The organism is Kitasatospora sp. SUK 42 (assembly GCF_015776785.2).
In the GTDB taxonomy this organism is placed as follows: domain Bacteria; phylum Actinomycetota; class Actinomycetes; order Streptomycetales; family Streptomycetaceae; genus Kitasatospora.
On sequence record NZ_LFMD02000005.1, the window covers coordinates 281,584 to 299,304 of the forward strand.

Sequence of the window (17,721 nt, forward strand, 5' to 3'; positions counted from 1 at the left end):
TGCCCCTTCCCGCCGGTCCCACCAGGTACCTCCGCTCACCCATGGCCTGGGCCGCCACGGCCATGCTGGCCTCGCTGGTCGTGCTCGCGCTGGCGGGCCCGCTCGTCTGGGGCGCGGCGGCCGACCGGCCGGACCCCTCGGTGGTGCTGCAAGGCCCGTCCGGGGCGCACCCGTTCGGCACCGACAACCTGGGGCGCGACCTCCTCGCCCGGGTGCTGGCCGCCACCCGGCCCTCCCTGCTCCTCGCACTGGCCGCGACCGCGATCGGCGCGGGCGCGGGTGTCCTCCTCGGGGCGTCCACCGCCGTCGTCGGCCCCCGCGCCCGCCGCCTGCTCGCCGCGCTGATCAACCTGCTGCTCGCCTTCCCCGCGCTCCTGGTCGCGCTCTTCCTCGCGGTCGTGTTCGGCGCGGGCGCCGGCGGGGCGGTGCTCGCCATCGCCGTCGCGGGAGTGCCCGGCTTCGCCCGCCTCGCCCAGACGCTCGCCGCCGCCGTCGCGGGCACCGACCACCTGGCCTCCGCCCGGGTCCTCGGCCTGCGCCGGCACCGGCTGCTGTGGCGGCACGTCCTGCCGAACATCGCCGAGCCGCTGCTGCTCAGCGTCACCACGGCGGCGGGCACCTCCCTGGTCGCGCTCTCCGGGCTGAGCTTCCTCGGCCTGGGCGTCCAGCCGCCCGGCTACGACTGGGGGCGCCTGCTCAACCAGGGGCTCGACCGCATCTACGCCCAGCCGCTGCCCGCGCTGGCCCCGGGCCTGGCCATCCTCTACGCGGCGGTGACGTTCCAGCTGCTCGGCGAGGTCCTGGCCGGAGGCGTCGCCCGGCGCGGTCCGGCCTCCCGGCCGCCCCGGCCGCCGGTCGTGTCGAGCGGGCCCGCCGAGGAGGGCCTGGTGCTCCAGGTGGAGGACCTCGGCGTCGAACTCCCCACCCCGGAGGGCGTGATCCGGCCGGTCCGCGGCGTGAGCCTGTCGCTGCGGCCGGGGGAGATCGTCGGGCTGGTCGGCGAGTCCGGCTCCGGCAAGTCGCTCACCGCGCTCGCGATCGCCGGCCTGCTCCCGGAGCGGGCCAGGGTCTCCCACCGGACGCTCCGGCTGCTGGGAGCCGACCTGGCCGCCATGACGCCCAGGCAGCGCGACCACCACCTCGCGACCGGCCTGGCAATGGTCTTCCAGAACCCGGCCTCGGCACTCAACCCGTCGCTCCGGATCTCCACCCAGCTCACCGAGGCCGCCCGGGTCCACCTCGGCATGAGGCACGCGGAGGCCCTGCGGGAGGCCTCGGAGGCCCTGCGCCGGGTCGCCCTGCCCCCTTCACTGCTGCGGGCCCGCCCCCACCAGCTCTCCGGCGGCCAGCGCCAGCGGGTGATGATCGCCTCCGGCCTGATGGTGCGGCCCGACCTGATCATCGCCGACGAGCCGACCACCGCCCTCGACGTCACCGTGCAGCGGCAGATCACCGAACTGCTCTCCGGGCTGCGGCGGGACACCTCCGCCGCCGTGCTGTTCATCAGCCACGACATCGCGCTCGTGAGCGGGTTCTGCGAACGCGTCCTGGTGATGTACGCGGGAGCGATCGTCGAGGCCCTGCCCGCCGACCGGCTCGCCACCGCCGCCCGGCACCCCTACACCCGGGCCCTCGTCGCGTCGGTGCCGGACCTCACCGCGGACCGCGACCGGCCGCTGCCGACGGTGGCGGGTGCGCCGCCCGACCCGCTGGCGCCCGCCCCGGGCTGCCCGTTCGAGCCCCGCTGCCCGCACCGGCGGGAGCGCTGCGCGCGGGAGGCCCCGCCGCTGGAGGACCTCGACGCGGTCCAGCGCGTCGCGTGCTGGTACCCGCTGCCGGTGACGACCGACGATCCTGCGGCCGATCGGATGGAGGCGGGCCCGTCATGACCGAGCTGCGGCTCCGCGAGCTCACCGTCCGCCATCACGGCCCGCGCGGCCCGGTCACCGCGGTGGACGGCGTCTCGCTGGAGGTCCCGTCCGGCGCCACGCTCGGGCTCGTCGGCGAGTCCGGCTCGGGCAAGTCGACCCTGGCCCGGGCGGTCGTCGGGCTGGTCCCCGTGCACGGCGGCAGCGTCCTGCTGGACGGCCGGGAGGTCCGCGTCCGTACCGTCCGGGCCCGGCGCGAGCTCGGCCGCCTGGTCCAGATCGTCCTCCAGGACCCGGACACCGCGCTCGACCCCCGGATGACGGTCCGCCAGACCCTCGTCGAGGCGGCCACCGTCTTCCAGCGGCTCGACCGGCCGGCCCGGGCCGAGCGCGTCACCGGCCTGCTCGAACTCGTCGGGCTGGATCCCCGGCTCGCCGACCGGCTGCCGCGGCAGCTCTCGGGCGGCCAGCGCCAGCGGGTCGCCGTCGCCCGCGCCCTGGCCGTCGAACCCGGCCTCCTGATCGCCGACGAGATCACCTCGGCGCTCGACGTCTCGGTGCAGGCCTCCGTCCTCAACACGATCCGCGAACTCCGGCGACGGCTGGGCCTGTCCATGCTGTTCATCGGCCACAACCTGCCCGCCGTCTGCCACGTCTCCGACGTGGTGGCGGTCATGCGGCACGGCCGGATCGTCGAGACCGGCCCCACCGAGGCCCTCCTGCGCGACCCGCGGCACCCGTACACCCGGGAACTGCTCGCCTCCGTGCCCCGCCTGTCCCCTCGGAGGTCCTGATGACCGGTGGCCAGCCGGACGCGGTGGTGGTCGGCGCCGGGGTGATCGGCGCCGCCGTCGCCCTCGAACTCGCGCGCACCGGACGGCAGGTGGTCGTCGTGGACAAGGCGGGCGCGGCCGGCCACGGGTCGACCAGCGCCTCCAGTGCGATCATCCGGTTCAACTACTCCACCTTCGACGGCGTCGCCACGGCCTGGGAGGCCCACCACCTCTGGGCCTCCTGGCCCGACCACCTGCGGCTCGGTACGCGCCGGCTGCTGGCGGCCTTCCACCGCACCGGCGCCGTACTGCTCGACTCCCCCGCCGCCGCGCCGGCCGACGTCACCGCCCTGTTCGAGCGCGCCGGCGTCCCGTACGAGCGGTGGGACGCCCCGACGCTGCGCCGGCGCCTGCCCGGGATCGACACCGGACGGTACTGGCCGCCGAAGCCGGTGGACGACGACGGCTTCTTCTCCCCCGCGGCCGGCGAGCTCGGCGCCCTCTTCACCCCGGACGCGGGCTTCGTCGACGACCCGCAGCTCGCGGCCCGCAACCTCGCCGACGCGGCGGGCGAGCTGCGTGCGGAGTTCCTGTTCCACCGGACCGTGGTGGCCGTCGAACGGCACGCGGACCGGGTGACGGGCGTCCGGCTGGCCGACGGCACGCGGATCTCCGCGCCGGTCGTGGTCAACGCCGCCGGTCCGTGGTCCGGGGGCCTCAACCGGCTGGCAGGCGTCGGGGACGACTTCACCGTCGGCGTCCGCCCGCTGCGCGAGGAGGTCCACCAGATCGCCGCGCCGGGCGGCCGCACCGCCGGCTTCGGCCCGGTCGTCGCCGACGTCGACCTCGGCACCTACCTGCGGCCGGCCACCGCGGGCCGCCTCCTCGTCGGCGGGACCCAGCCCGCCTGCGACCCGCCGGAGTGGGTCGACGACCCGGACGAGGCCGATCCACGCCCCACCGCCCACCGCTTCCGGGCCCAGGTGACCCGGGCGGCCCGCCGCTTCCCGGAGATCGGGATCCCCAACCGGCCCGTCGGCGTAGCGGGCGTGTACGACGTCGCCGACGACTGGACCCCGATCTACGACCGCACCGCCCTCGACGGCTACTACGTCGCCATGGGCACCAGCGGCAACCAGTTCAAGAACGCCCCGCTGGTGGGCCGTTTCCTCGCGACCCTCGTCGACCTGGTCGAGGCCGGCCACGACCACGACCACGACCCGGTACACCACCGCGGCGAGCACACCGGCAACGTCGTGGACCTGGGCGCCTTCTCCCGCCGGCGCCCGGTCGGGCCCGGCTCCGCCCGTACGGTCATGGGCTGACGATCACGGGCTGACCGTGCGCAGCTCCCGCACCAGGCCGTCGACCAGGTCGACGACGAAGCCGGGCGCCTCGGTCGGGAAGTCGTGGCCGGTGCCGTCCGGCGAGTGGACCAACCGGGCCTCGGTCGACGCCGCCAGGTAGCGGGTCCGGGCGCGGAGGTAGAACCTGGCGATCCGCCCGGCCTCGGCCTCGTCCCTCGCGGCGGCCAGTACGTTCTCGCCGCCCGTGAGGTCCCGGGGTATGACCAGCAGCACCGGCAGGTGGCCGAGGTCCCCGTCGTAGACCACCGTCTCCCAGCCCACCTCCGCCAGACCGGCGGGCGAGAGCTCCGCGAAGATCGACGCGGCGGCGCAGTACTGGCCGGTCCGGCCGCCACGGCCGCGGTGCACGCCGAACAGGTGCCGCACCGCCGTCAGCAGGAACGCCCGGCGCATGCCCGTGATCAGCCGGTTGGGCGGCCCGAAGGCGATCACCTCCGCCGGCGTGGGATCCAGCAGGACGAGTCCGGCCACCAGATCGGGGCGCCTCCTCGCCACGTTCGCGACCAGCAGTCCGCCGAAGGAGTGGCCGACGAACACGAAGGGGGCCCGCTCCCCCGCCGCCAGCAGCGCCGCCGGCAGTTCCTCGGCCTCGACCGCCGTCGTCCTCGGGAAGGGCCCGACATCGCTCCACCCCGAACCGAACCGGTCGACCAGCACCGAGCGCGTCCGGGCCGCCGTCATCGTGTGCAGCCGTCGGAACTCCTCACCCGGCGCGTGCCCGCCCGGCATCCAGACCACCGTCGGCCCGCCCCCGGCGGGCCCCTCGGCGAGGACGTGCATCCGGTGCCCGCCCACCCCGACCAGCCGGCCCGGCGGTGGCCCCGCCCCCGGCCCCCGGCCCACCAGCACCAGGTGCCGCACCGCTCCCACCGCCAGCGCCGCACCGGCGGCCACCAGGAGACCACCCGGCGCCACCGCCCAGGCCGCGCCCGACCCGATCAGCCCGGCCCCCGCCCCCGCCACCAGCAGCGCGACCGGCACCCCCAGCCAGTCCCGGCTCAGCAGCGCCAGCAGGGCGTTCGTCACCCGTCCGTCTCCGCGCATCGGACCTCCGCGGCATCGGCAAGCTCTCCTCGTCTCCTTCCCCCGTCCGTACGCCCTGACGCCACCCGCGAACACACGATCGGCCTACGGCGCGATCCCGGGAGACGTCGAGGTTCCGGGGGTTCCCGAGGCGGGGCGGGACAAGGCGGACGCCCGTGCGCCCGGTGACCGGCCGATCCCCCGGGGGAGGGGCCGTGGCCCGCACGGTGCGGTTAGCTGGCTCCTGGAACGGCGGCCGCCCGAGCACCACCCCGAGCACGACCCCGGGTACCGCCGGAGAGGACACCTCCCCGGCAGGAGACGCGGGAGACACGGTCACCTCTCTCGGAAGGCTTCACATGATCGACAGGCGTGGCTTCACCAAGGCTCTGGGACTGGGCACCGGCGCGACCGCCTTCCCACTGGCCGGCCTGCGGGGCGTTTCGAGCGCCGCACCCGACCCGGGCCGCTCCACAGAGGCCCCCGTGGTCCCCGGGATCACGCCCGGCACCCACACCTCCTTCCCGGTGCTGAAACAGGTCGACGCCGGGCTGCTCAACGTCGGCTACGCCGAACTCGGCCCCGCCGGCGGGCCGGTGGTCCTGTGCCTGCACGGCTGGCCGTACGACATCCACAGCTACGTGGACGTGGCCCCGCTCCTCGCGGACCTCGGCTACCGCGTGATCGTCCCCTACCTCCGGGGCCACGGCACCACGCGCTTCCTGTCGAACCGGACCTTCCGCAACGGTCAACAGGTGGCCGTAGCGGTGGACATCATCGCCCTGATGGACGCCCTCAGGATCGACCGCGCGGTCATGGCCGGCTTCGACTGGGGCTCGCGGACCGGCGACATCCTGGCGGCCCTGCGGCCCGAGCGCGTCAAGGCCCTGGTGTCGGTGAGCGGCTATCTCATCACCGACCGCGAGGAGCAGCTCAAGCCGATCGCGCCGGCCGCCGAGCACGACTGGTGGTACCAGTACTACTTCGCCACCGAGCGGGGCAGGAGGGCCATGCAGGACAAGCGGCTCCGGCACGACCTCACCCGGTTCGTCTGGCAGTCCGTCTCCCCCACCTGGCACTTCGACGACGCCACCTTCGAGCGCACCGCGGCCGCCTTCGACAACCCCGACTACGCCGCGGTCGTGGTCCACAACTACCGCTGGCGGCTCAGCGTCGCCGACGGCGAGCGCCGCTACGACCACGACGAACACCTGCTGGCCCGCAAGCCCGTCATCGGCGTGCCGACCATCGCCCTCGACCCCGCCCTGGACCCGTTCACCGCTCCTGGTGACGGCTCCGGCTACCGCGCCATGTTCACCGGGAAGTACGAGCACCGGACGCTGGCCGACGTCGGCCACAACGTGCCCCAGGAGGCGCCCACCGCCTTCGCCCAGGCCGTCGTCGACGTGGACCACCTCTGACCCGCAGGCCACCGCGGGAGCCTCACGGTGAACCGGCCGATGCGCGGTCCGCGGTCGGCGCCGGTGCGGCCGGCGGTGAGATCCAGCGGGCCGGGCGGCACTCACCGCCGGCCGACGGACACACCTGGGCCCGGGCGGAGGGGATCGTGGACGGGTCCGGCGCGTAGGGGTCCGGGTGGTCGTCGGCGTACTCGACGATCGTGAACTCCCGGCCGCCGCCGAGGTCCACCACCCGCTGGTGCACCGGGCCGAAAAGGTGGTCGTCGTCGTCCTTGATCACGACCTTCCCCGCATCGCCGGGGAAGACGGTGAAGATCGCCCACCCGTCGAACCACACCGGATCCCGCTGGTCCGACAGGGAGCCGAGGGAAGCGCCGGCGGTGATCCCCTCGGGGCTGCCGGCATTGTTCCTGACCACGGCCAGGCACACCATTTCGCCGTCCCCCAGCCACGCCACGGCCGCCCGGCTGTGGGCGATCGCGTCGTCGAGCACGATCAGTCCCGTCAGGGCGGGCACCGGGCAGCTGTCCGGGATCTCGTCCGGTCTGGACAGGCCGTCCACGATCCACCGCGCCGACGCAGGGGCCGCCTGTGACAGCACCATCCCGTTCCCCGTCGGCGCCGGCCGTGCGACGACGGTCGGCGCCGGCGCCCCGCCGCCACCCCAGCCGATGCCGCCGGCACCGCCCGGCCCCGTACAGGCCGCAGCCCCCAGCGCCAGCACCACCGCCGCCGCGCACCCCGCCACCCGCGCCGTCCGCCCCACCACGCCTCCCCCGCGTCGTCCCTCCCCCGTAGGGTTCCCGCCACGGCGGCCCGAATGCGTCAAGGAACGGCAACGGCCTTGCACCGAAGGCGACTTGCCCCGCGGACCGATGGACTTCCACGCACCACGAGCCGTCCGATCCTGATTCGCGGTGTCCTGAGGCCGAGTCGCCGCCCTGGCGATCTACGCTGTCACCGTTGCCCATCACGTTCAACGGCCCGGCACCCCGGGGGACTCGGAACGTTCCCCGGCCCCCGGACCGCTCCCGCCATCCGCAGAGGGGACAGTGCGATGAATGCTGACATCCGGACCAGGGCCGCACTGGAGGAACACTGGCGGGCGTCGGAGCGCGGGGACACCGAAGCCGAGCACGCCATCTACGCCGCGGACGCGGTCCTGGACTACCCCCAGTCGGGTGAACGCTTCCGGGGCCGTGCGACGATCTCGGCGCAGCGCGGCGGCCACCCCGCCAGTCGGCACTTCACCCTCCACCGGATCGTCGGCAGCGGGGACCTGTGGGTGAGCGAGTGCGTCATCACCTACGACGGGGTGCCCACCTACTCGGTGAGCATCATGGAGTTCTCCCAGGGGCACGTGGTGCACGAGACCCAGTACTTCGCGGACGCCTTCGGTGCGCCCGGATGGCGGGCGGCACTCGCGGAGCCGATGCCGGGCAGGAACATCGCCGAGGCCTGACCCGCGGCTAGGACAAGACGGTCGCGGTGCGGTAGAACTCGGCCGCCGTGACGGTGGCGGGGACACCGAGTTCGGCGGCGACCGCGGTGATCGCGCTGTCGCCGACGGCGAGGTCGGCCTGGCCGTCAGTGGTGAAGTGCGGTGCGATGAACCTCTCGTAGTGGGCTCGGACCTCGGCCTCGGTCTGTCCGCCGAGGAACGTCCGCATGTGCCGCACGGTGGTACCGGGGTCGCGGTGGATCACGTGCAGGGCCCGCCGGTGGGCTCGTACGACGGCCTGGACCGCGGGGTCGTCCGGGCGGATGCGGGTGGGGTCGACGGCCACGCCCACGGTGGGGATCCGGAAGTGGTCGCCGACCCAGGCCGGCACCTGCCAGCCGTGCTCGGCGGCCACCGCCTCCGGCGCCATGGTGCTGCCGACGTAGGCGGCGTCGATGCTGCCGTCGCGCAGGTGGCGCAGGTCCATGCCGTAGTCGCCGGGGTTGCGGACGACGGTGTGGACGTCGCGGTCCGGGTCGAGGCCGGCCCGTCGCAGCACGATCCGGGCGAAGCACCCGGGTGGGGTGTGGGGGGCGTGTACCGCGAGCCGTCGGCCGGCCAGGTCGGCCAGGGAGGTCAGGCCGGGGCGGGCGAGGAACCAGAAAAGCGGGCGATCGGTGTTGACACTGAGAGCGACCCACGGGGTTCCGTCGGTCAGCCGGGACAGCAGGGCCCGGCCGAGCCCGATGGTGGCGCAGTCGCGCAGGCGCTCGACGTCCCAGGAGCAGCCGTCGCGCAGCGCGACGTGGACGCCCTCGTCGGCGTAGAAGTCCTCCTGGTCGGCGATGTAGGCGGCCAATTCCTCGTGCAGGCCCCGCCCGACAAAGGCGAGATCGATCGTGCGCATGACGCTCTTCCTCGATCGTGTCGTCTCCGCGCCGTCCCGCGAGGGTGCGGCGCGGCGTGTGGTGCCGAGGTGACGGTGCCGCGGACACCGGCCCGGCTGTCAGTACATCGACATTCCACCGTTGACCACGGCCGTGGTGCCGGTCATGAAGGCGTTGTCCTCGCCGGTGTAGAAGGCGACCGCCTGGGCGACATCGGCCGGGCGCGCCAGGCGGCCCACGGGGGTGAGGGCCACCTGGCGCCGCTTGACCTCCTCGTCGAGCACGGACCCCATGCGGGTGTCCTCCACCGGGCCGGCCGCGACGATGTTGACCGTGATGCCCTGCGGGCCCAGCTCCTGGGCGAGGTAGCGGGCGAACTGCTCCAGAGCGGCCTTGGCCGCGCCCAGCGCGATCATGCCCGCCCGGGGCTGGCGGCTGAGGCCGGTGCTGATGAAGACGACGCGCCCCCAGCCCTGTTCGCTCATGGCGGGCAGGACGGCCTTGGTGACCGCGAACGCCGCATGCATCTCGGCGTCGATCTTGCCGCCCAGTTCCTCCCACGTCATGTCCTGGAACGACTTGACCGCGTACGGGATGAGCGCGTTGTGCACGAGCACGTCGACGCCGCCCCACGTCGCCCGGACCTGCTCGACCATGCGCTCGACCACCGCCGGCTCGCGCACGTCGGCCTGCACCGCCATGGCCCGGCCCCCTGCCGCCTCGATGCCGGCCACGACCTCCTCGGCCGCCCGGACGTTGCGGAGGTAGTTGACCACCACCCGCATCCCCCGCGCGGCCAGAAGGCGCGCGGTGGCCGCACCGATCCCGCTGCCGGCCCCCGTCACCAGTGCCACCCTGCCGGTTGCCCCGGTCATGGGCTCACCTCCTGCTCGTCATCGCGGACTGCCGCTGGGGCCGCCCGGAGTCGTTCGCCGTCGATGCCCGGGTTCGCTGAGCGGATCGCCCCGGAGGGCACGGTGTCGACGGTCGCCCGCAGCGGATCGGCCCCGATCCGGTCGGGTTCACGCGGCGGCCGCGAGGTCGGTGGCCGCTCCGGCGCGCCGTGGGTGATCCCCTTCAGCATCGCACCGCCCCGCGCCGTCGCCAGCCGAGCCGCACCGATCCGCCCGGGCACACCGTCCGCCGGGAGTTCGAGGGCAGGCCCTGGGGGCCTGCCCCGAACTCCCGTCACCCCTGCCACCTCCGTCACCGCCACCGCTGTGGCCTTCGGCGGCCCCACCCCCTTCCACGCGCCCCTGACCGGCGCCCTTGCCGCCCCCGCCCGGGCGCGGTGGCCGGACCAACGCGGCGGGTCCGATGTGTGTGATCGGCTCACCTGTTCCCGGAGGGCCTCCCCGGCGCACCGTGAAAGCACCCCCTCCGCTCTGCGAGATAGCGGGGGTGCCGAGTAAGGGGAGCCTGGAATGACCGCCGTGAACACCGCGCCGCGCCTTCGGCCGGAGGTGCCTGACGCCGCCGTCGCCGAGCTGTGTGCCGAACTGTTCGCCCAGCTGCCACGGGCGGACCAACGGGAGAAGGGGGCCCAGTACCTGTACGGCCTGTTGACGGCCGACGGGCGCAAGACCGCGCGCAACATCGCCGCCCACGTCGGGGGCGGCGCGGCCGAGCAGAGCCTGCACCACTTCGTGTCCTCGTCCACCTGGGACTGGATGCCCGTGCGGGCCGTGCTGTGCCGGTACCTGGAGCGGGTGCTGCGGCCTCGCGCCTGGGTGGCACGGCCGCTCGTCATCCCGAAGGCCGGGCGCCACTCGGTCGGCGTGGCCCGGCGGTTCGTGCCCAGCCTCGGGCAGGTCGTCAACAGCCAGGAGGCGCTGGGGATCTGGGCCGTCGACGAGGAGGCGAGCGCGCCGGTGCACTGGCGGCTGATGTGCCAGGAGGAGCGCCGGAACGCGGAGGCCGACCACGGTCGGCTGCGCCCCGGTGCCGAACACCCCGCGGTCACCGACGCGGAGTGTGTCGCGGCCACCGCCCTGGAGGTGCGCGAGTGGGGCCGGGGCACCCCCCGCCCGGTCGTCGTGGACCTTCCGGACTGCGATCCGCGCGCGCTCGTCCGCCTGTTCAGCGCCGAGCGGATGCCGCTGCTGGCCGCCGTCAGCGGTGCCACCCGGGTGACGATCGCCGATCGCGACCGGCTGCCCGGCGACACCGACCGGGAGGTCTCCGCTCAGCAGCTGCTGAAGATGATCCGGGCCATGCGCCGGCCGGTCGTCTGGCGGGATCCGGAGCACGGCGGGACCCGTACCAGCCTGGTGGCGACCGTCCAGGTGACGCTGGCGCCGTCCTCCGAGAGGGTGCTGCTGCTCGGCGAGTGGGGCGATCCGCACGGCTGGCCGCAGCGGTACTGGATCAGCAACCTGACCGGGGCCCCCGCGGGGCCGCTGCTGCGGCTGACGAAGCTGGCGCTGCGCACCGAGACCGACTTCACCCGGATCTCGGTGCCGGTCGGGCTGGTCGACTTCGAGGGCCGCTCCTTCAACGGCTGGCACCGGCACATCACCCTGGCGTCCGCCGCCCACGCCGTGCGCGCCCTCACGGTGGCCCCCCGGCTGAACGAGCCGCCGCGCGAGGACGGCGAGCCGTGGGCCACGGACCGGGGCGAGCCGCACCGGTCCGAGGACGCCACGGTCGTCAGCCGCTCGCGCGGTCGGCGCGGGGGCGGTCCTGCTTCCGTTGCAAGACGCGGCGGGTACGGTGCAGTTGGAGCGCCAGCTGGACCTCCAGTGCCTGAGCCGGTTCCTGCCACTTCTCACCGAGCAGTTCGGTGATGCGCTCCAGCCGCCGGGACACGGTGTTGGGGTGGACGTGGAGCCGCTCCGCCGCGTAGGTGGGGCTGCCGCCCGAGGCGAAGTACTCCTCCAGGGTCCTGGCCAGTTCGGTGCGCTGGAGGTTGTCGTAGTCGAGCACCGCGCCGATGGTGTGGCTGATGAAGTCGCAGGTGTCGGGGTTCTCCGACAACAGCAGCCCGAGGAAGCCGAGTTCCCGCGGCGAGGCGGTGCTGCCGATCCCGCCGAGGGCGACGACGGCGTCCAGGCAGCGCCTGGCCTCCTGGTAGGCGGTGGCGACGGCCGCCGGGTTCTCGGCCGGGCCGGAGCTGCCCGCCGTCACCCGGCGGCCCAGCACCGAGGACAGCTCCTTCGACAGGGTGGTCGAGGCGGCGTCCGGGTCGCCGCCCGGCAGCAGGAAGACCAGGCGGTCGCCGACCATGGCCCGCAGGCCGCCGTGCCGGTGCGCGTACGCCGACGCCCACACCATGGCCCGGCCCTGGATGCCCCCCTCGGGGCGGACGGCGACCACGACGTGGGGTTCGTCCAGGTCGAGGGAGAGCCGGCGGGCGCGCTCGGCGACCTGTTCCAGCACCGCCGGCGAGCCGGTGATCAGGTCCCGCAGCAGTTCGTCGCGGGCCTGGCCGTCGGCGACGGCGGCGCTGCGCTGCATCAGCAGCAGGATGGCGATGCACTGCGCGGCCATGCCGAGCAGTTGGACCTGGTGCTCGTCGGCGGCCGCGGGCGGATGCAGCACCAGGGTGCCGAGCATCTCCTCACCGGCGGCCGCCGGGGCCACCCACAGGCCGCCGGGCGTGCGCACCGGGCGCCGTTCGGCGTGGGCGTCGAGCGAGGCGGTGACGACGTCGTCGGCGACCGCCGGTTCCGGCAGGGTGCCGGCGGCCGCCAACTCCCGCCCGGCCGAGTCCCGTACGCTCAGCGGGCCGCCGAGGAGCCCGGCCGCCTCGGCGGTGAGCGACTGGAGGTCGCTGCCCGCCAGCACCAGGTCGACCAGCCGGCTGTGGGTGCTGTGCAACTGCTGGGCCAGCTGTGAGGAGTCCCGCTCGCGCAGGGTGTCCTCGGCCACTTCGGCGATCTGCTCGCGGGTGCGGTCGAGCAGCCGGGCCTTCTCGATGGCGACGGAGACCAGGTCGGCGAGGGAGACCATCAGCGAGATCTCGTCGGGGCCGAAGTGCCGGACGGAGCGCCCGGCCGCGTACAGGACGCCGAAGAACTCGTTGTCCAACAGGAGCGGAACCGCCATCATGCCGCGCAGGCCCTCGGCACGGACGACCCCGTCGATCTCCTCGGAGTGGGCGAACGATCGATCGGTCAGGTAGGAGGGCGTCGAGAAGGGACCGGACTCCCTCATCGCGCGCAGCCCGAGCCCGCCGCCCATCGGCACCCGGAATCCGACGGTGATGGCCGAGGCCTGGCCGTCCGCGGCGCGCACCACCGAGCAGCCCTGCTCGCCGTCGTACAGCGACACCCAGGACATGTCGACGCCGAACAGCAGCCGGGTGCGGCGGACGATCACCTTCAGCAGGCTGTCGAGCGTGTACGGCAGCGTCAGATCGCGGACGGTGTCGACCAGCGCCGCGAGTCCCACCTCACGCTGCCGACGGCGGTCGAAGAGCTCCCGGATGCGCAGCGACAGGTCCCGGGCCCGCTCCAGCTCGGCCAGGCGCTCCGGGGCCGCGCCGTCGGCGCGGGCCTCGGTGACGACCCTCTCGTACTCGTCCACCGGGGCTTCCGCCACCAGCAGTTCGAGCATGTCGACCGCACTCGGACGCGATCCACCGGCTCTCGTGCCATCCCGCACCCTGTTCGCTCCCCCGATAGATACAAGCACAACCGTGCACAAAATCTAGGTTGGCTGTCTGTCAGTGGTCAACCGGAACCCGAGCCTTCGCGCAGGTGAACGCGATGCGCGGTGGGTCGGTCACCACCCCCCGTCACCGACAGTGTCGCCGGACCACCTTCTGGTGGGCGCGCTCCGCCGCAAGGCTGATCCCCGGCGCCACGGTGGTGGCGCGGCCAGCAGCCCGAGGCGGCAGCTGCTGAACGAGATGGGGGAGAAAGTTGTTGCAGGCACAGCTGACACCGGTCGTCATTCCCGGGCCCCGCGTCGGAACCGGCCCCGGACACGGCCCGCTCGGCAGCTACGAGCGGTCGCTCGGGCGCAGCCGTGAGTCGCTGACGCGCGCGGACCGGCCGGACGTCTTCACGATGTACGACCGTGAGTGGGACCTCTTCCCGGAGGTCTTCGCACCGGTCTACTCTCCGTCGACCCGGGTCGGGATCGAGTTCCTGAACCTCGCACGGCCGCGTACCCGCGACGGCGGCTCGTTCCTCGAAATGGGCTGCGGCACCGGTCTGACGGCCACGATGGCCCTGTTCGCCGGGTACGACCGGGTGGTGGCCTCGGACATCAACCGGATGGCGGTGGCGAACGCCGCGGCCAACGCCGAACGCCACGGCGTCGGCGACCGGCTGCGCACCGTGCACGGTGACCTCTTCCTCGGTCTGGAGCCGGAGGAGCGGTTCGACGTCGTCTTCTGGAGCTCCAACTACGTGCTGGCCCCCGCCGAGTACAGCTACCGCTCCGCGCACGAGCGGGCCTACGTCGACCCGGGCTACCACGCACACCGCCGGTACCTCGCCGAGGCGCCGCTGCGGACCACCTCGACCGGCCGCGCCCTGCTGCACTTCAGCGACCGCGGGGACGTGCCGGCGCTGTACGGGATGGCCGACGAGTGCGGGGCCGAGCTGCGGCTGCTCGCCACCCGTCAGGTCCGCGAGAGCGAGTACGGTGACGACGTGGTCGACCACCTGCTGTTCGAGATCCTGCCGAGGACCGCCTGAGACGTGCCGGAGCGACCACCGACGAGGAACCCAGGAAGCCGAGGACACAGGTGCGCACGCTTCTCATCGACAACTACGACTCGTTCACGTACAACCTCTTCCACCAGCTGACCGAGGTGAACGGCCGGGAGCCGGAGGTCGTCCGCAACGACGACCCGGCCTGGCGCCCGGACCTGCTCGCCGGCTTCGACAACGTGGTGATATCGCCCGGGCCCGGCACCCCGCACCGCGCGGCCGACCTGGGCATCTCCCGCGAGGTCGTGGCGCGGGCCCGGCTGCCGCTGCTCGGCGTCTGCCTCGGGCACCAGGCGATCGGGCTGCTGCACGGCGCCGAGGTCCACCGGGCGCCCGAGCCGCGGCACGGGCGGACCTCCCCCGTGCTGCACTCCGGCACCGGCCTGTTCCGCGGCGTGCCCTCCCCGATGGAGGCGGTCCGCTACCACTCGCTCGCGGTGAGCGAGCTGCCGCCGGACCTGGAGGCCACCGCCTGGACGCCGGACGGCGTTCTGATGGGGCTGCGCCACCGGATGCGCCCGATGTGGGGGATCCAGTTCCACCCGGAGTCGATCTGCACCCGGGACGGCACCCAACTCCTGCGGAACTTCGCCGAGTTGAGCCTCCAGCGGCGCGTGCACCACCCGCTGCGCGGGCGCCGGCCCGGGGCCGCGCGACCGGCCCGGCCCGCCGCCGGGCCGCCGGCGCGACGGCTGCGCGTCCTGGTGGAGCAGGTGCCGACCGGCTGGACCGACGAGGCCGCGTACGCCGTGCTGTTCAACGGCGGCGACCACGCCTTCTGGCTGGACAGCAGCCGGCCCGACGAGAGGCGCGGGCGGTTCTCCGTGATGGGCGACGCCTCCGGGCCGCTGGGCCGGGTGGCCACGGCCGACGTGTCCAGCGGGACGGTGAACGTGCGGTCGGCCGCCGGGACCGGGATGTCCGCGGGCCCCTTCCTCGACTGGCTGCAACGGGACCTCGACGGCATCCGCACCCAGGTGCCGCCGCTGCCCTTCGACTTCGCGCTCGGCTGGGTCGGCTACCTCGGCTACGAACTCAAGGCGGAGTGCGGCGGCGACGCGGTGCACCGCTCGCCGGACCCGGACGCCACCATGGTGTTCGCGGACCGGGCCGTGGTCCTCGACCACGCCACCGGGACGACGTACCTGCTGGCGGCGGCCGAGGACGGCGCGGAAGGCTCCGCCGAGGCGGCGCACGCGTGGCTCGGCCGGGCCCGGGAACGGCTGGAGCGCGAGGCGGCGGGCCGGCCGCCCGAGGCGGCCGCGCCGGAGACGGACGCACCGGAGGCGGACGCACCGGAGGCGGAGGTCGTCCTGCGGCACGACCGGGCCGCGTACCTGGCGCTGATCGAGGCCTGCCAGGAGGAGATCGCCGCCGGGGAGACGTACGAGGTGTGCATCACCAACATGGCCGAGGTGCGGGGCCGTTACGACCCCTGGCGCAGCTACCTGCGGCTGCGGCGCGACCACCCGGCACCGTTCGCCGCGCTGCTCCAGTTCGGCGGGCTGAACGTGCTGAGCACCTCTCCGGAGCGGTTCCTGCGGGTCGGCGCGGACGGCGTGATCGAGTCCGAGCCGATCAAGGGCACCAGGCCGCGGGGCGCGGACGCGGAGGAGGACTCGGCACTCGTCGCCTCGCTGCGCACCGACGAGAAGGACCGCGCCGAGAACCTGATGATCGTCGACCTGGCCCGCAACGACCTGGGGCGCTGCGCCGTGCCCGGCTCGGTGGAGGCCGAGTCCATCTTCCGGGTGGAGTCCTACGCGACGGTCCACCAGCTGGTGAGCACCGTACGGGCCCGGCTGCGGCCCGGACTGGACGCGGTGGACTGCGTGCGCGCGGCCTTCCCCGGAGGGTCGATGACGGGCGCGCCCAAGGTGCGCACCATGAAGATCATCGACCGTCTCGAAGGCGGGGCCCGCGGGGTCTACTCCGGCACCATCGGCTACCTGTCGCTGACCGGCGCCGCCGACCTGAGCATGGTCATCCGCACGGCGCTGGTCACCGAGGACCGGGTGCGCTACGGCGTCGGCGGCGCCGTGATCGCCCTCTCCGACCCGGCCGCCGAGTTCGAGGAGACGGCGGTGAAGGCCGCACCGCTGCTCCACCTGACGGGGGCTGCGTTCCCCGAGCGGGAGCAGGACGGCGCAACGCTCTGACCATCCGTACGGCGGCGCCCCGGGGCGCCGCCGTACGCCGTCATCCACTCCCCCGCCCCGCCCGCTCCAGCTCGCGGGCCACGGCCTCCACGTCGACGCCCAGCTCGGCCAGCTCCTTCAGGGCGCGCCGGCCCTCGGAGGCCGAACCCATCAGCGCCTCGCCCGCCAACTCGGCCTCCGCCGCGGCCCTTTCGAGCCGCTCCACGGTCAGCACGTGCGCGGTGTTCGCGCCGACCAGGGCCTCCACCTGGCGCGGGCTCGGGTCCGTCCAGAGCAGCAGCGGGAGTTGGGCCCCGCCGGTCCTGATGACCCGCCACCAGTCACTGCTGAGCCGTTCCTCGCGGATCCCGTACATGCACCGGGCCAGGGCGACGGCCGCGCCGCCCCGGGCCCCGGCGGCGCGCGGATCGGGCACCGCCGCCAGCCGCGCGTCGACCGCGCCGTCCAGCCGGCCGACCGGGACCTCGGCGACCAGGGTGATCTCGTGCAGTTGCAGCCCGGACACCAGCGCCCGCTCCATGCCGGCGAAGAAGGCGTCGAGGAGCCGCTCGTAGCGCTCCTCCGAGTACACCGGACCGGCCTGCACCCCGATGCCCTCGGCGAGGCAGTCGCGCAGGGCCATCAGGCCGCCCGCGTCCACCGGCAGCCGCACCATCAGATTGCCGCGGCCCACCCGCTCGTACAGGGCGCGGGCCGCCTCGAACAGCTCCTCGGCACCCGCCCCGGGGCCGACGGCGGGGGCCACCGACACGTGCCCGGCCCGCCCGTCGGTCGCCAGGAACACCGGTGCCAGGGCGTCGCAGACCCGGTGCAGCACCGCGGGCGGGCCCTCGGTGAGAAGCGCGCCCGCGATGAGCTCGCGGCGAGCCAGATGGCTCAGGACGTCGACGTCGAAGTCCGCGGTGGTGTCCGCCGACAGCCATGGGGGGACTCCCTCGGCTGCCAACTGTTGAAGCATGGCACTGGCTGACCGGCTGATCATAAGTGTGAAGCCTAGGACGGCCCGGCGACGCCGTGCATATCCCGGAATCGAATCTGTCAGGTCGCCGCCCGGCCCGGACCGGACGACCGGACCGCGCCGCCGCCGCCCGATCCCGACATTCCCTTCCTTTCCCTGTA

13 protein-coding genes and 1 pseudogene are annotated in these 17,721 nt (G+C 74.3%); 8 read left to right on the forward strand and 6 right to left on the reverse strand.

What is annotated here, in order from left to right; translation table 11 throughout:
* Positions 1 to 41: 41 nt before the first annotated feature.
* The 3 genes from RZ50_RS19945 to RZ50_RS19955 are packed head-to-tail and all read left to right on the forward strand — an operon-like array spanning position 42 to position 3,966.
* Positions 42 to 1,889 (forward strand): dipeptide/oligopeptide/nickel ABC transporter permease/ATP-binding protein, encoded by a 1,848-nt coding sequence (locus RZ50_RS19945; protein WP_196948354.1) that lies wholly within the window; start codon positions 42 to 44, stop codon positions 1,887 to 1,889.
* Positions 1,886 to 2,662, forward strand: coding sequence for an ABC transporter ATP-binding protein (locus tag RZ50_RS19950; RefSeq protein WP_196948355.1), 777 nt, complete (start codon positions 1,886 to 1,888; stop codon positions 2,660 to 2,662). The genes RZ50_RS19945 and RZ50_RS19950 overlap by 4 nt, the downstream gene beginning before the upstream one ends.
* Positions 2,662 to 3,966 (forward strand): FAD-binding oxidoreductase, encoded by a 1,305-nt coding sequence (locus RZ50_RS19955; RefSeq protein WP_196948356.1) that lies wholly within the window; start codon positions 2,662 to 2,664, stop codon positions 3,964 to 3,966. The genes RZ50_RS19950 and RZ50_RS19955 overlap by 1 nt, the downstream gene beginning before the upstream one ends.
* A 3-nt stretch (positions 3,967 to 3,969) precedes the next feature.
* On the opposite strand, the gene RZ50_RS19960 is transcribed toward RZ50_RS19955, so the two are convergent.
* On the reverse strand, positions 3,970 to 5,052 hold the full coding sequence (locus RZ50_RS19960) for an alpha/beta fold hydrolase (protein ID WP_305853055.1): 1,083 nt from the start codon (positions 5,050 to 5,052) through the stop codon (positions 3,970 to 3,972).
* 338 nt (positions 5,053 to 5,390) lie between these two features.
* On the opposite strand from RZ50_RS19960, the gene RZ50_RS19965 reads away from it, so the two are divergent.
* On the forward strand, positions 5,391 to 6,452 hold the full coding sequence (locus RZ50_RS19965; RefSeq protein WP_196948357.1) for an alpha/beta fold hydrolase: 1,062 nt from the start codon (positions 5,391 to 5,393) through the stop codon (positions 6,450 to 6,452).
* Positions 6,453 to 6,474: 22 nt separating this feature from the next.
* Here the strand turns inward: RZ50_RS19965 and RZ50_RS19970 are convergent, their stop codons facing one another.
* Complete coding sequence (locus RZ50_RS19970; protein WP_196948358.1) at positions 6,475 to 7,056, reverse strand: hypothetical protein; 582 nt, start codon at positions 7,054 to 7,056, stop codon at positions 6,475 to 6,477.
* Positions 7,057 to 7,509: 453 nt separating this feature from the next.
* On the opposite strand from RZ50_RS19970, the gene RZ50_RS19975 reads away from it, so the two are divergent.
* Entirely contained in the window at positions 7,510 to 7,914 is a 405-nt protein-coding gene (locus RZ50_RS19975; protein ID WP_196950661.1) for a nuclear transport factor 2 family protein, read from the forward strand.
* Positions 7,915 to 7,921: 7 nt separating this feature from the next.
* Here RZ50_RS19975 and RZ50_RS19980 read toward each other — a convergent pair whose 3' ends face one another.
* On the reverse strand, positions 7,922 to 8,800 hold the full coding sequence (locus RZ50_RS19980) for an ABC transporter substrate-binding protein (protein ID WP_196950662.1): 879 nt from the start codon (positions 8,798 to 8,800) through the stop codon (positions 7,922 to 7,924).
* Positions 8,801 to 8,899: 99 nt separating this feature from the next.
* Positions 8,900 to 9,655 carry an SDR family NAD(P)-dependent oxidoreductase gene (locus RZ50_RS19985; RefSeq protein WP_196950663.1) on the reverse strand — a complete coding sequence of 252 codons (756 nt, stop codon included), beginning with the start codon at positions 9,653 to 9,655 and terminating at the stop codon, positions 8,900 to 8,902.
* A gap of 549 nt (positions 9,656 to 10,204) precedes the next feature.
* Between RZ50_RS19985 and RZ50_RS19990 the strand changes: the two are divergent.
* A pseudogene (locus RZ50_RS19990) lies at positions 10,205 to 11,032 on the forward strand (transposase); the annotation flags it as partial.
* A gap of 397 nt (positions 11,033 to 11,429) precedes the next feature.
* Here the strand turns inward: RZ50_RS19990 and RZ50_RS19995 are convergent.
* Positions 11,430 to 13,337: a helix-turn-helix domain-containing protein gene (locus RZ50_RS19995; RefSeq protein ID WP_196950664.1), complete on the reverse strand. Its 1,908-nt coding sequence runs from the start codon at positions 13,335 to 13,337 to the stop codon at positions 11,430 to 11,432.
* A gap of 311 nt (positions 13,338 to 13,648) precedes the next feature.
* Here RZ50_RS19995 and RZ50_RS20000 point away from each other — a divergent pair, with 311 nt between their 5' ends.
* Together RZ50_RS20000 and pabB are read left to right on the forward strand one after the other, a co-directional pair.
* Complete coding sequence (locus RZ50_RS20000; RefSeq protein ID WP_254802883.1) at positions 13,649 to 14,428, forward strand: methyltransferase domain-containing protein; 780 nt, start codon at positions 13,649 to 13,651, stop codon at positions 14,426 to 14,428.
* 50 nt (positions 14,429 to 14,478) lie between these two features.
* Complete coding sequence (gene pabB, locus RZ50_RS20005; protein WP_196950666.1) at positions 14,479 to 16,602, forward strand: aminodeoxychorismate synthase component I; 2,124 nt, start codon at positions 14,479 to 14,481, stop codon at positions 16,600 to 16,602.
* A 40-nt stretch (positions 16,603 to 16,642) separates the two neighbouring features.
* Here pabB and RZ50_RS20010 read toward each other — a convergent pair whose 3' ends face one another.
* The gene (locus tag RZ50_RS20010) at positions 16,643 to 17,548 is read right to left on the reverse strand and encodes a transaldolase family protein (protein WP_196950667.1); all 906 of its coding nucleotides are present in this window, start codon (positions 17,546 to 17,548) and stop codon (positions 16,643 to 16,645) included.
* Positions 17,549 to 17,721: the final 173 nt, after the last annotated feature.